At 73.5% G+C, this 13,487-nt stretch carries 9 protein-coding genes; 1 reads left to right on the forward strand and 8 read right to left on the reverse strand.

Going from position 1 to position 13,487, the window contains the following annotated elements:
* From ACFYYN_RS31310 to ACFYYN_RS31345, 8 genes are all read right to left on the reverse strand, one after another.
* A partial coding sequence (locus tag ACFYYN_RS31310; protein ID WP_378357399.1) for a flavodoxin-dependent (E)-4-hydroxy-3-methylbut-2-enyl-diphosphate synthase occupies positions 1 to 344 on the reverse strand: 344 nt, incomplete at its 3' end.
* Between the two features lie 101 nt (positions 345 to 445).
* Positions 446 to 1,771: a M50 family metallopeptidase gene (locus ACFYYN_RS31315; protein ID WP_500360348.1), complete on the reverse strand. Its 1,326-nt coding sequence runs from the start codon at positions 1,769 to 1,771 to the stop codon at positions 446 to 448.
* Positions 1,768 to 3,036, reverse strand: coding sequence for a 1-deoxy-D-xylulose-5-phosphate reductoisomerase (dxr, locus tag ACFYYN_RS31320; protein WP_500548443.1), 1,269 nt, complete (start codon positions 3,034 to 3,036; stop codon positions 1,768 to 1,770). Before dxr ends, ACFYYN_RS31315 begins: the two co-directional genes overlap by 4 nt.
* An 89-nt stretch (positions 3,037 to 3,125) precedes the next feature.
* A complete protein-coding gene (locus tag ACFYYN_RS31325; RefSeq protein WP_500548444.1) occupies positions 3,126 to 5,063 on the reverse strand; it encodes an acyl-CoA dehydrogenase family protein in 1,938 nt (645 codons plus the stop codon).
* A 122-nt stretch (positions 5,064 to 5,185) separates the two neighbouring features.
* On the reverse strand, positions 5,186 to 5,338 hold the full coding sequence (locus ACFYYN_RS31330; protein ID WP_500548445.1) for a hypothetical protein: 153 nt from the start codon (positions 5,336 to 5,338) through the stop codon (positions 5,186 to 5,188).
* A 395-nt stretch (positions 5,339 to 5,733) separates the two neighbouring features.
* Entirely contained in the window at positions 5,734 to 7,179 is a 1,446-nt protein-coding gene (locus ACFYYN_RS31335; RefSeq protein ID WP_500548446.1) for an aldehyde dehydrogenase family protein, read from the reverse strand.
* 89 nt (positions 7,180 to 7,268) lie between these two features.
* Positions 7,269 to 8,804 (reverse strand): PucR family transcriptional regulator, encoded by a 1,536-nt coding sequence (locus ACFYYN_RS31340; protein WP_500548447.1) that lies wholly within the window; start codon positions 8,802 to 8,804, stop codon positions 7,269 to 7,271.
* A gap of 693 nt (positions 8,805 to 9,497) precedes the next feature.
* Positions 9,498 to 11,750 carry an ATP-binding protein gene (locus tag ACFYYN_RS31345; protein WP_500548448.1) on the reverse strand — a complete coding sequence of 751 codons (2,253 nt, stop codon included), beginning with the start codon at positions 11,748 to 11,750 and terminating at the stop codon, positions 9,498 to 9,500.
* 287 nt (positions 11,751 to 12,037) lie between these two features.
* Between ACFYYN_RS31345 and gabT the strand changes: the two genes are divergently transcribed.
* Positions 12,038 to 13,369, forward strand: a complete 1,332-nt coding sequence (gene gabT / locus ACFYYN_RS31350; protein WP_499514297.1) for a 4-aminobutyrate--2-oxoglutarate transaminase — start codon at positions 12,038 to 12,040, stop codon at positions 13,367 to 13,369.
* Positions 13,370 to 13,487: the final 118 nt, after the last annotated feature.

Raw genomic sequence — 13,487 nt, forward strand, 5'->3', positions numbered from 1 at the left:
CGCACCGCCGCACAGCCCGCGTCGATCGCCGCGAACACGTACTTCGGCTGGAAGTGGATGTCCGCGATCACCGGGATCTGCGACTTCCTCGCGATGGTGGCGAGAGCGTCGGCGTCGTCCTGCGAAGGGCAGGCGACCCGGACGATCTGGCAGCCGGAGGCGGTGAGCTCGGCGATCTGCTGCAGCGTGGCGCCGATGTCGGCCGTGACGGTCGTGGTCATGGACTGGACGGAGACCGGGGCGTCGCCGCCGACCGCGACCGATCCGACCTGGATCTGGCGGCTCTTGCGTCGGTCGGCGAGCTTGATCGGAACGGACGGCATCCCGAGCGAAATCGCGGTCATGTGCGTGGCATCCCCAAAGTACGCGGATCGAGGTCCCGGCGGCGTGGGCGGGCTCCGGTCAACGAGACTACGTCACCCCACCCACGCCTCCGACATCGCGCCTAGGTCAAACGCACCGGATTGATGAGATCCGCGGCCATGACCAGCGCCGTGAAGCAGATGAAGATGCCGGCGACCACGTAGGCGACGGGCATCAGCTTCGCCACGTCGAAGGGTCCGGGGTCGGCCCGGCGGAAGACCTTGGCGATGTTGCGGCGGACGGACTCCCACAGGGCGCCCGCGATGTGCCCGCCGTCGAGCGGGAGCAGCGGGAGCATGTTGAACAGGAAGAGGGCCAGGTTGACCCCGGCGAGCAGGCCCACCATCGTGGCGATCTTCTGCGTGGCCGGCAGCGGCAGCGAGAAGATGTCGCCGCCGAGACGAGCCGCGCCGATCATGCCGACCGGGGAGTCGGGCTGCCGCTCGGCGCCGCTGAAGACCGCGTTCCACAGTCCGGGGATCTTGCCCGGGAGCGCGGCGAGGGACCGGACGCCGTCCTCGGCCGTGGTGGCCATGTGGTCGAGCGACTGGTCGAAGTCGAGCTTCACCACGCCGTCCGCCGGTGTGAAACCGAGGAACCCGGCCTGGACGTACTGGTCCTTGACGATGCCGCCGTGCCCGTCGGTCTTGACGACCTTGTTGGCGATCAGGTTCGCCTGCAGGTCGATGGTCTTGCCGTCGCGCACGACGGTGATCGTCGCGGGACCGATGGTCTTGCGGATCTCCTTCTGCAGCACCGTCCACTGGCTGTCGTCGACCTTCACCCCGTTGAAGGCCACGATCCGGTCGCGCTGCTGCAGACCGGCCGCCTTGGCGGGAGCGGCCGGGTAGTCGCCGTGGACGCAGGGGTCCTTGGCCTTGAGGGCCTTGGTGTCGGAGGCGGGGACGACGCATTCCGAGACCGAGCCGACGGTCGTGGTCTGGGTCGGGATGCCGAAGCCCATGAAGAGCGCCAGGAAGAGCCCGAAGGCCAGGATGAGGTTCATGAACGGGCCGGCGAACATGACGATCACGCGCTTCCAGGGCTTGCGCGTGTAGAACATCCGGGTCTCGTCGCCGGGCTTCAGCTCCTCGTACGCCGCGGAGCGGGCGTCCTCGATCATCCCGCGGAAGGGCGAGGTGGACCGGGCCGCGATCCGGCCGTCGTCGCCGGGCGGGAACATCCCGATCATGCGGATGTAGCCGCCCAGCGGGATCGCCTTGATGCCGTACTCGGTCTCACCCTTGTGGCGGGACCAGATCGTCGGCCCGAAGCCGACCATGTACTGCGGCACGCGGATCTTGAACAGCTTGGCCGTGGAGAGGTGGCCGAGCTCGTGCCAGGCGATGGAGACCAGGAGGCCGACCGCGAAGACGGCGATCCCCAGTGCCCACATAAGTCCCGTCATACGTGTGCCGCCTCCGTCGTCGCCTGTTCCGCAGCCAGTTCCCGGGCGCGGGCCCGCGCCCACTTCTCCGCCTCGAGGACGTCCTCCACGGTCAGGGAGGTTCCCCCGCCGGGAGTGCCGTGCTCCTCGACCACCCGTGCGACGGTGTCCACGATGCCCGTGAAGGGCAGCGTGCCCGCGAGGAACGCGGCCACGCACTCCTCGTTGGCCGCGTTGAACACCGCGGGGGCGGTACCCCCGAGGCTACCGACGTGGCGGGCGAGCGCCACCGCCGGGAACGCCTCGTCGTCCAGCGGGAAGAACGTCCACGTGGCCGCCTTCGTCCAGTCGCACCCGGGCGCGGCGTCGGGCACCCGCTCGGGCCAGCCGAGGCCCAGCGAGATCGGCATCCGCATGTCGGGCGGGCTGACCTGGGCCAGCGTGGAGCCGTCAGTGAATTCCACCATCGAGTGGATATACGACTGCGGGTGGACGACCACCTCAATGCGGTCGAAGGGAATGTCGAAGAGCAGGTGGGCCTCGATGACCTCCAGGCCCTTGTTCACCAGGGTCGCCGAGTTGATCGTCACCACCGGGCCCATGTCCCAGGTGGGGTGGGCCAGCGCCTGCTCGGGGGTGACCCCGGCCAGCTCGCCCTTGTCCCGGCCGCGGAAGGGGCCGCCGGAGGCGGTCACGACGAGCTTGCGGACCTCGGTGCGCGAGCCGCCCATGAGGGCCTGGAAGAGCGCGGAGTGCTCGGAGTCGACGGGCACGATCTGGCCCGGCTTGGCCACGGCCTTCACCAGGGGGCCGCCGACGATCAGCGACTCCTTGTTGGCGAGGATCAGGATCCGCCCCGCCTCCAGGGCGGCCAGCGTCGGGCGCAGCCCGATCGAACCGGTGATGCCGTTGAGGACGGAGTGGCACGGCCGGCCGGCCAGCTCGGTCGCGGCCTCCGGGCCGACCAGGACCTCCGGCAGGGGCTCGGCGCCGTAGCGCTCGGCCAGCGCCTCCCGCAGCGGGCCTTCCGCGTTCACGTCCGCGACGGCGACCGCGGAGACGCCGAGCTGCAGCGCCTGGTCGGCGAGGAGCCCGACCCGGCCACCGGCGGCGGACAGGGCCACCACGCGGAAGCGGTCGGGGTTGCGCAGGACGACGTCGATGGCCTGGGTGCCGATCGATCCGGTCGAACCCAGGATCACGATGGTGCGGGGGCCGTCGTGGGCGGCGGTGGCCGCGTCCGGTCCGGGCAGCCGCAGATGCGGGTCGGCGAGAGAGTCCGTCATCCCCCCATTGTGTCCGGTCGCCGGCACGGCGGGGGCACCGCCTCCGGGAAGGCGGTGCCCTGTGCGCGGGGGACGCGTCCCCGGTCCGGTCAGCGGATCGGCCGGTGGACGTTCTCCTTGTGCGAGGCGCCCGGGGTGGTGTCGGCGATCCACGGGCCGTCGCTGGAGGGGTCGACGATGCCGGACTCCAGCCAGGTGTAGGCACCGCCGAGGACACCGTCGACGACCTTGCGGTCGATGGCGTCGGTGTTGGTCCACAGGCGGCCGAAGAGCTCCTCGACGCGGATCCGCGACTGGCGGCAGAAGGCGTCGGCGAGCTGGTAGGCCTCGCGCCCGTTCTCGCCCCGGGCGCGGAGCATCTCGGCGCGGACGCAGGCGGCGCTCATGGCGAACAGTTCGGCGCCGATGTCGACGACGCGGCCCAGGAAGCCCTGCTTGGTCTCCATCCGGCCCTGCCAGCGCGACATGGCGTAGAAGGTGGAGCGGGCGAGCTTGCGGGCGCCCCGTTCGACGTAGCGCAGGTGGGCGGCGAGGTCGGGGTGGCCCGCCGGGTGGAACGCGGAGTACGCGCCGGGGATCTGGCCGGGGCCGGCCACCAGCTTCGGCAGCCAGCGGGCGTAGAAGCCGCCGGCCTTCATGCCGGCCTTGGCCTTGTCGCCGAGCGCCTTGTCGGGGTCGATGAGGTCCCCGGCGACCGACAGGTGGGCGTCGACGGCCTCGCGGGCGATCAGCAGGTGCATGATCTCCGTGGAGCCCTCGAAGATCCGGTTGATCCGCAGGTCGCGCAGCAACTGCTCGGCCGGGACGCCCCGTTCGCCGCGGGCGGCGAGGGACTCGGCGGTCTCGAAGCCGCGGCCGCCGCGGATCTGGACCAGTTCGTCGGCCATGGTCCAGCTCATCTCGGAGGCGATGAGCTTGGCCAGCGCGCCCTCGATGCGGATGTCGTTGCGGTCCTCGTCGGCCATCTGGCTGGACAGCTCCATGACGGCCTCGAGGGCGAAGGTGGTCGCCGCGATGAAGGAGATCTTCGCGCCGACGGCCTCGTGGCGGGCGACCGGCCTGCCCCACTGCTCGCGGGCGGCCGACCACTCACGGGCGATCTTCAGGCACCACTTGCCGGCCGCGACGCAGGACGCGGGCAGCGAGAGGCGGCCGGTGTTGAGGGTGGTGAGGGCGATCTTCAGCCCGGCGCCCTCGGGGCCGATGCGGTTCTCGGCGGGGACGCGTACCCGGTGGAAACGGGTGACGCCGTTCTCGATGCCGCGCAGCCCCATGAAGGAGTTGCGGTTCTCGACGGTGATGCCCTCGGAGCCGGCCTCGACGACGAAGGCGGTGATGCCGCCCTTGTGGCCCTCGCTCTTCGGCACCCGCGCCATGACGACCAGCAGGTCGGCGACGACACCGTTGGTCGTCCACAGCTTCACGCCGTCCAGGACGTAGGAGTCCCCGTCGGGTACGGCCGTGGTCGCCAGGCGCGCGGGGTCGGACCCCACGTCGGGCTCGGTGAGCAGGAAGGCCGAGATGTCGGTGCGGGCGCAGCGCGGCAGGAACCGCTCCTTCTGCTCCGGGGTCCCGAACATCTTCAGCGGCTGGGGCACCCCGATCGACTGGTGCGCGGAGAGCAGCACGCCGATGGCGGGGCTGGCGGAGCCCACGAGGGCCAGCGCCTTGTTGTAGTACACCTGGGTGAGGCCGAGGCCGCCGTACTTGGGGTCGATCTTCATGCCGAGGGCACCGAGCTCCTTCAGCCCGGTGATGACCTCGTCGGGGATCCTCGCCTCACGCTCGATCAGTGCCCCGTCCACCTTCGTCTCGACGAAGTCGCGCAGCTTGGCCAGGAACTCCTCGCCGCGCTGGACCTGCTCGGTCGACGGTGTGGGGTGGGGATGGATCAGGTCGAGCCGGAAGCGGCCCAGGAACAGTTCCTTGGCGAAGCTCGGCTTTCGCCATTCCTGTTCGCGGGCGGCCTCTGCGACCTGGCGCGCTTCGCGTTCGGAAACGGTGGGGCGGGCGGATGCTGCGGACATGGGGGCGTCACCTCGCGTCGGTTACCGACCGGTGCTACTTGTTCGTTAGTACCCCGGTTCCGGCATGGTCACCAGCCCTCGCGCACGGGGCGCGGCGGGCCGGCGGCCTTTTCGACGGCGTTTCAGGCCGACGCGAGCAGCTTCCGCGGCCGCGTGGTGTCCGGGGCGGGGCCGCCCTCGGTGACGGGGCCGGCGAGGTCGGGGACGGCCGAACCGAACTCCGCCTCGCGGGTGCCGTCGGCCGGCACCGGCTGCAGACCCTGACCCCGCGTCACTTGCCGGTGGGCCGCGCCGGATTCGGCGAGGGCGAGGCCTGCGGCGCCCGCGTGCGGCGCGCCCCCGGACAGCCCCTGACCAGGGCCGGGAGGCGGCCCCGGCCGGCGGCGTCGGGCAGGGCCACGACGGCCGGCTCGGTGTCCGCGGCGACCGCGCGACGCGCAGCGGCGCGGCGTTCTCGGCGGGCACCGGACGCACCGCCGGATCCGCGAGGGCGCTCCACTCCACTCGGGTGAACGCCGGGCTCTCGGGACTGGGGGGGTGGCCCCCTCCGGGGCGATCGGCAGCCGGCGCCGCATATGGCGTGCCCATGCCGACGCGCGTACGGCGCGGCCGGGGCGCACCGCACATGCGCCCCGGCCGCTGGAAGGGGTGGCTCGTCCTGCCGTGAGGACTACAGAGCGAGACCGGTCAGGACCAGGACCCGCTCGTAGGTGTAGTCGTCCATGGCGTACCTGACGCCCTCGCGGCCCACGCCGGAGTCCTTGACGCCGCCGTAGGGCATCTGGTCGGCCCGGTAGGAGGGGGCGTCGCCGATGATGACGCCGCCGACCTCCAGCTCGCGGTGGGCGCGGAAGGCGGTCTGCAGGTCGTGGGTGAACACCCCGCTCTGCAGACCGAACTTGGAGTCGTTGACCGCCGCGAAGGCCTCGTCGGCGCCGTCCACCTTGTGCAGGGACAGGACGGGGCCGAAGACCTCCTCGGTGGCGATGATCGCGTCCGCCGGAAGGTCGGCGAGCACGGTCGGCTCGTAGGCGGCGCCGTCGCGCCGGCCGCCGGTCAGCAGCTTGGCGCCCTTGCCCAGCGCGTCCTCGACCCACGACTCCACGCGTTCGGCGGCCTTCTCGTCGACGAGCGGGCCGACGTCGGTGGCGTCGTCCGAGGGGTCGCCGGTGACCTGGGCGCGGACCTTGGCGACGACCTTCTCCACCAGCCGGTCGTACACGGACGCGTCGGCGATGACCCGCTGGACGGAGATGCAGGACTGGCCGCCCTGGTAGTTGGAGAAGGTGGCGATGCGGTTCGCCGCCCACTCCAGGTCCTCCTCGGAGGACCAGTCGGCCAGGACGACGGCGGCGGCGTTGCCGCCCAGCTCCAGGGTGGTGTGCTTGCGCGGCACCGAGTCCATGATGTGGTAGCCGACGCGGTCGGAGCCGGTGAAGGAGATGACCGGCAGCCGCTCGTCCCGGACGAGGGCGGGCATGCGGTCGTTCGGGACGGTGAGCACGCTCCACGAACCGGCCGGCAGGTCGGTCTCGGCCAGGATCTCGCCCAGGAGGAGCGCGGAGAGCGGGGTCGCCGGGGCCGGCTTCAGGATGATCGGCGTGCCGACCGCGATCGCCGGGGCGACCTTGTGGGCCACCAGGTTCAGCGGGAAGTTGAACGGCGCGATGCCGAGCACGCTGCCGCGCGGGAAGCGCCGGGTCAGCGCGAGGCGACCCACGCCGCCCGCGTCGGTGTCCAGGCGCTGGGCCTCGCCGCTGTTGAAGCGGCGCGCCTCCTCCGCCGCCCAGCGGAAGACGGACACGGCACGGCCGACCTCGCCGCGGGCCCACTTGACCGGCTTGCCGTTCTCCGCGGTGATCAGCCGGGCGATCTCCTCGGAGCGCTCTGCCAGCCGCTTCGACACGTGGTCCAGGGCCGCGGCCCGCACGTGGGCGGGGGTCGCGGCGAACTCCGCCTCGACCGCCTTGGCGGCGGCGACGGCCTCCTCCACCTGGGCGGGGGTCGGCACGCCGACGGAGGCCACGACGCTGCCGTCGTACGGGTTCACGACATCGAAGGTGTCCTCGCCGGTGGCGGGGCGGCCGGCGAGCCAGAAGGCGGTGGGGGTGCTCATGCGCACCACGGTAGGGCGGGCGGCACCCGGCCGGTCTTGTCCAGTGCGTCCTGCGGATCCCGCCCTGTGCGACGTTTTGGCAGACCGTGTCAGCCGCCGGACTTGAGGGCCAGCCACAGCTCCATGCGGACGTCCGGGTCGTCCAGCGAACGCCCGAGGATCTCCTCCACGCGCCGCATCCGGTAGCGCAGCGTGTGCCGGTGGACCCCGAGGTCCGCCGCGGCGGCGTCCCACTGCCCGTGCCGGGACAGCCACGCCCGCAGGGACGCGACCAGGTCACCGCGGGCGGTGGCGTCGTGCTCGCGCAGCGGCCGCAACAGCCCGTCGGAGAAGGCCCGGACCGCCTCGTCGCCCAGCAGCGGCAGCACCGAGCCGGAACCGACCTCGTCGTGCTCGACGAGACTGCGGCCCCGCCGCCGGGCGACCGCCAGCGCGCGCTCGGCCTGCTCGTGCGCGCCCGGGACACCCGCGGCACCCACCGCGGCGGACAGCCCGGCCACCAGGTCGTCGCTCCCGTCGACCGCCGCCACGCAGGCCGGCATCACCGCGCCGTCCGCGGCCGCGAGCACCGTCAACCGGTCCTCGTCCCGCACCGCCAGCACGGGCTCCGCGGCCCGCATCCCGGCCGCCTCCACCCGCTCCGCCAGCAGCCCCACGGCGTCCCCCGCGGCCTCCGCACGCTCCGCGACCAGCACGCGCACGGGGGCGTCGAACAGCCCGCCGTACGGCCGGCCGGCCACGGTGCGGGCGTGCTCGGGCTCGCCGGCCAGCAGCATCCGCAGCAGCGCGGCGCCCAGGCGCTGCTCGGTGTCCTGCAGCGCGCGGGACTGCTCCAGGGACAGCGTCAGCAGCGCGACGGCGGCATGCACGAGGTAGCGGTCCGAGGTGTCCAGCCGCTCCTCCGTGCCGACCGCGAGGAAACCGCGGGGGCGCCGGCCGGTGCCCAGCGACTGCAGCTCCACGCGGTCCTCCGTACCGGCCGGGCCCGCGACCGCCGCACTGGCCGGGGCGGGCCTGCCGCGCAGCCGCTCCACCTCCCCGGCGAGCCGCGCCGCCCGCCGCCCCGCCCACTCCGGCGCCGCGGCCACCACCGCGCCCGAGGCGTCGTACAGCGCCGCCCAGCCGTTCAGGTGCGCCGCCAGCCGCGACAGCAGCGCCGTCGTCCCGTCCGGAGCGAGCGCCGCCCGGGTCAGCTCCCGCTGCGCCTCGAACCCTGCGGTCACCGCCTTGTACCGGTCGGCGGCGAGCTCCGCGGAGACGGCCTTGCTGATCGCGATGAACGGGGTCTTGTGCGGCACCTCCAGCAACGGCAGCCGGTGCGCGGCCGCCGCGTCCACGAGCGCCTGCGGCACGGTGTCATGGCTCAGCCCCACGCCGAACCCGAGGCCCACGACGCCGGCGCCGGCCAGGCGCGCCACGTACTGGCCGAGCACCTCGGGCGAGCCGACGTCCAGCTTGAGGCCCGTGGTGAGCAGGAGCTCGCCGCCCTCCAGGTACGGCGCCGGGTCGTCCAGCTCGCTGGTGTGCACCCAGCGGACGGCGGCCTCCCCCAGGCGGTCGCCTCCGGCGAGGACGGCCAGCTTCAGGGCGGGGTCCCGTAGCAGCGAGGCGAGCGTGGGGGGCACGGGCTTTTTCTCCATCTCGGAGTGCGTTCACATCCGATTCTGCCTCACCGTATACCTGCGGTGCGGTGCCGTCTTCGTGTGCGGCGCCGCGGTTGTTGCTGTTGGGGTCTCTCCCCCGCCCGCCCTCCCCCAGCCTTCGGCCGGGGGGACCCCCACCTCGGCGCTCGCGGCGCTGCCCCACATCATCCGGCACCGCGCCCACCGCTCGTCTCCCCCCAGCCTTCGGCCGGGGGGACCCGTGGGCGCACCCCGCCACACCCCCTCCTGCCGGTCGAGGCGACTAACGGCCGGTGGGGGTTCAGAGAGCGGTCCGGGGTTGCCGCAGGTGCCCTACTCACCCTCCACCGGCCGTCATGCGCCCACACAACGGGAGGGGGTGTGGCGGGGTGCGCCCGGAAGCGACGAGCGGAGCACGCGGTGCCCAACGATGTAGGCGTAAACCGCGAGCGCTGTGGGGGTCCCCCCGGCCGAAGGCTGGGGGGAGTGCGCCGGCGCGACCCCGACCCAGGCACACGATGCGCAGGCCCGCACTGACCGCGCCGGGCAATCGGGCGGGAGGGCGGGAGAACCGCCCGCCGCAGGCGCAAACAACCCGCACACAACAACCGGGCAGCCCGGCGCAGCCGCCCGCAGGCGCAAACAAAGCCGCACCCAACAACCGGCCGCAACCACAACGCACCCGCACAGAAACGCTCAGGCGCGCAGATCGACCAGCACCGGAGGCGCGTGCTCCCCGTCGACCGCGGTGAGGGAGACGACCGCGTGCCCCGCAGGGACCGCGTGCGCGAGCTCGGACGCGGACCAGCGCTCGCGCTCGACCCGGCGCACCGTCACCGACTCCGCCGTGACCGCCTTCCCGGTCACCAGGCGCCGCACGGCATGCAGCACCCGCGTGAGCGGCTCGTCCGCGACGATCTGGCGGTTCGTGACGTCGTGGACGTCCACCCATTCCTTGCCCCACACCTCGGCGAACCGTGCGCCGTCCCAGGCCGTGAGGCCGGCCAGGGCGGCCCGGCAGCCGACGGCGCCGAGCAGGGCACCGCGGAGCGCTTCGGGGACGTCGTCCAGCGTGCGCAGCGTGAGCACCGCGCCGGCGTTGGCGGAGCGCATGCGCTGCAGGCCGCGCACGGATTCCGCGGTCACCGTGTGGGAGGCGTCGTCGAGGACGAGGCAGGCGAACAGGGAGCGGTCCTGCCGGGCCGTGGCGCACTCGGCGAACTGGGCGAGGACGAGCCGCGCCAGCATCCGGGAGACCTCGGCGTGGCCCCGCTCCGGGAGGTCGATGCGGACCCGGAGCGGGTGCTCCAGGCCCCGCAGCGAGAACGGGTGGCTGCCGCCGGTGGTGTCGAAGAACCCGGCGAACGCGGGCCGGTCGAGCAGCGCGATGCGGTCGGCGAGCAGGGGGCCCGCGTCGCCGGGCCGGGCGGACTGACGTTCCCGTGCGTCGAGTTCGCGCAGCTGGCCCAGGGCGGCGCCGCCGCGGGCCTGCAGGGCGGAGCGGAGCGCGGCCAGGGCCGAGGGGGTGCCGTCGAGGAGTTCGCGCAGCTCGGGGACGGAGGGGAAGCGGCCGTGGGCGGCGTGGAAGGGCCCGAGGAGCTGGGCGAGCGCGGTGGCGGCGCGGCGGCTGTCGCCGCCGGGCAGCGCCGCGGCGAGGTCGCCGACGAGGGCCTCGGAGAGGAAGCCCGCGGCCTCGTCGGGGTCGGAGGTGCCGCCGTACAGGTCGAGGTCGTACGCGGAGTCGGGATGGCCGATCTTGACGACGACGTCGAAGGACTCGTCCGGTGCGAGCCGTGCCCCCTCGGTGCCGACCACGACCACGGCCGCCCGCCCGGCGAGGGCCTGCAGGCACATCAGCTCCAGCGCGGGCCGCACCAGGCGCACGGTCTTGCCGGAGCCGGGCGGTCCGACGGCCAGGAGGGACGTGCCGAGCACGGACGGGTCGAGGGCGTAGCCGGCGCCGCGGTGGGAGCGGGGGTTGCGCTCGTCGTCGGGGGCGGCGCCGATGCGGACCTGGCCGGCGAGCAGGTCGTGCCGGGCGGCGCGGGCGGGCAGGTCGCGGGCGCCGGACGGGTGGGCGCAGGCGGCGGCCCCGTACCGCAGGACGGTGTCGGTGAAGGCGGTCAGCCGGCCGGGCTCGGAGCGCACGGACTGCCAGGCACGGGACAGGCGGGCGAAGTCGACGTCGTTCATCAGCCCGGAGCGCGCGTCCTCGGCGAGCCGGTCCGCGGCGTCGGCGGCGCCGCCCTGGCGGAGCGCGGGGAAGGCGGCCGGGTCCTGGGCGGGGTCGGCGGGTTCGCGGCCGGCGACCCCGGCCTCCTCCTCGCGGGACCGCCGGAGCGGGGTGGTGATGAAGCGGCGCCACAGTTCGGCCCAGCGGCCGATGCGGGCGAAGAAGACCAGCAGGGCGCCGCCGATGAGCGCGTAGTAGAGGTACGAGGCCCACAGGTAGGCGGTCTGGTTGCCGCCCGCCCGGCGCCAGGAGTCGGGGGTCAGGGCGAGCAGCGGCCACAGCCAGTAGCTGCCGAGGTAGCCGTTCCACAGCAGGGACCACAGCAGCCAGCCGCCGAGGAAGGAGATCAGGGCGCCGGCGACGAGCTGGCGGCCCGGCACGGCGTCCGGGTCGGCGGCGGGGCGGGGGCGGTGCCCGAGGCGCCACACACCGGGGGCGGCGGCCGGGCGCGGGGCCCGCAGCCAGGAGAGGAGGCCCGACCCGTCCGGCGTCGCGGCCGGTGCGGACTCCGCCGGGGCGTGCCACGGGGCGCCGCCGGGGCGGACCCCCGGCAGCGGGGGCGGTCCGGGTGGCAACGGGGGGGTGGCCGGGGCGGCGTCCTGGCCGGCGTCGCGCCAGGTGCGGGTGTCCCGCTCGCCGCGTGAAGGGTCGGCGGGGCCCGGCCGGGCACCGGGGACGGGCGGCGGTCCGGCGTGCGCGGGCGGGGCGCCCGGCATCGGCCGGGCACCGGGTACCGGCGGCGTGCCCGGTTGCGGGCCGGGGCCTCCGGGCGGAGACGCCGCGGGCTTCTCGTGCGTACCGTCGCGTTCCATCGCGTGTGCCACCCCTCGCAGGTCCGCACTCAATGTAGTCGAGCGGCCACCGCAGTCTGAAGGATCTTGGCACGCTCATGTCCGTCACGTCGAAGAGGCGTTCCGCAGTGCGCCCTATCGGAGTGTGCGGGGCTCCGCCGTACGGGCTTAGCCTGCGAGGAAAGACCACGGTTCGAAGGAGTACGTCCGCCATGACCGATCTGGCCCAGGAGCGTCGACTCGTCACCCCGATCCCCGGCCCCAAGTCGCAGGAGCTGCTGGCGCGCAAGACGGCGGCGGTCGCGAGCGGTGTCGGCGTGACCCTGCCCGTCTTCGTCACCCGCGCCGGCGGCGGCGTCCTGGAGGACGTGGACGGCAACTCCCTGATCGACTTCGGCTCCGGCATCGCGGTGACCTCGGTCGGCAACAGCGCCGAGGCGGTCGTGCGCCGCGCGTCGGCGCAGCTGGCCGACTTCACCCACACCTGTTTCATGGTGACGCCGTACGAGGGCTACGTGGAGGTCGCCGAGGCACTCAACGAGCTGACCCCGGGCGACCACGAGAAGCGCACCGCGCTGTTCAACTCCGGTGCCGAGGCCGTCGAGAACGCGGTGAAGATCGCCCGCGCGTACACCAAGCGCCAGGCCGTCGTCGTCTTCGACCACGGCTACCACGGCCGCACCAACCTGACGATGGCGCTGACGGCGAAGAACATGCCGTACAAGCACTCGTTCGGCCCGTTCGCGCCCGAGGTCTACCGCATGCCGCTGGCCTACCCCTACCGCTGGCTGACCGGCGCGGAGAACTGCGCGGAGGAGGCCGCGGCCCAGGCGATCGACATGATCACCAAGCAGGTCGGGGCCGAGAACGTGGCCGCGATCGTGATCGAGCCGATCCAGGGCGAGGGCGGCTTCATCGAGCCGGCCAAGGGCTTCCTGCCGAAGCTGGTGGAGTTCGCCCGGGCGAACGGCATCGTCTTCGTCGCGGACGAGATCCAGACCGGCTTCTGCCGCACCGGCCAGTGGTTCGCCTGCGAGGACGAGGGCATCGTCCCGGACCTGATCACCACCGCCAAGGGCATCGCCGGCGGTCTGCCGCTGGCCGCGGTGACCGGCCGCGCCGAGATCATGGACGCCGCGCACTCCGGCGGTCTGGGCGGCACCTACGGCGGCAACCCGGTGGCGTGCGCCGGTGCGCTCGGCGCCATCGAGACGATGAAGGAGCAGGACCTCAACGCCAAGGCCCGCCGCATCGGCGAGATCATGCTCGGCCGGCTGCGCGGCATGCAGGAGAAGTTCGAGGTCATCGGTGAGGTCCGCGGCCGCGGCGCCATGATCGCGATCGAGCTGGTGGAGCCGGGCGGCAAGAACCCCAACGCCGCGGCGACCGCCGCCGTGGCCAAGGCCTGCCACGCCGAGGGCCTGGTGGTCCTGACCTGTGGCACCTACGGGAACGTGCTGCGCTTCCTGCCGCCGCTGGTCATCGGGGAGGACCTGCTGAACGAGGGCCTGGACATCATCGAGGGCGCTCTCGCCCGGCTGTGACCAGGTGCTTCGCCCGTGACCGAGCGTGTACGACACACAGCGTGAAGAAGGTGTGCGGGCCTGATGGCGGGAGGGTGCAACCCCTGCCGGTCGACCCCCCCGGTGACGTACGGTTTCC

The organism is Streptomyces sp. NPDC001902 (assembly GCF_042891295.1).
Taxonomy (GTDB): Bacteria; Actinomycetota; Actinomycetes; order Streptomycetales; family Streptomycetaceae; genus Actinacidiphila.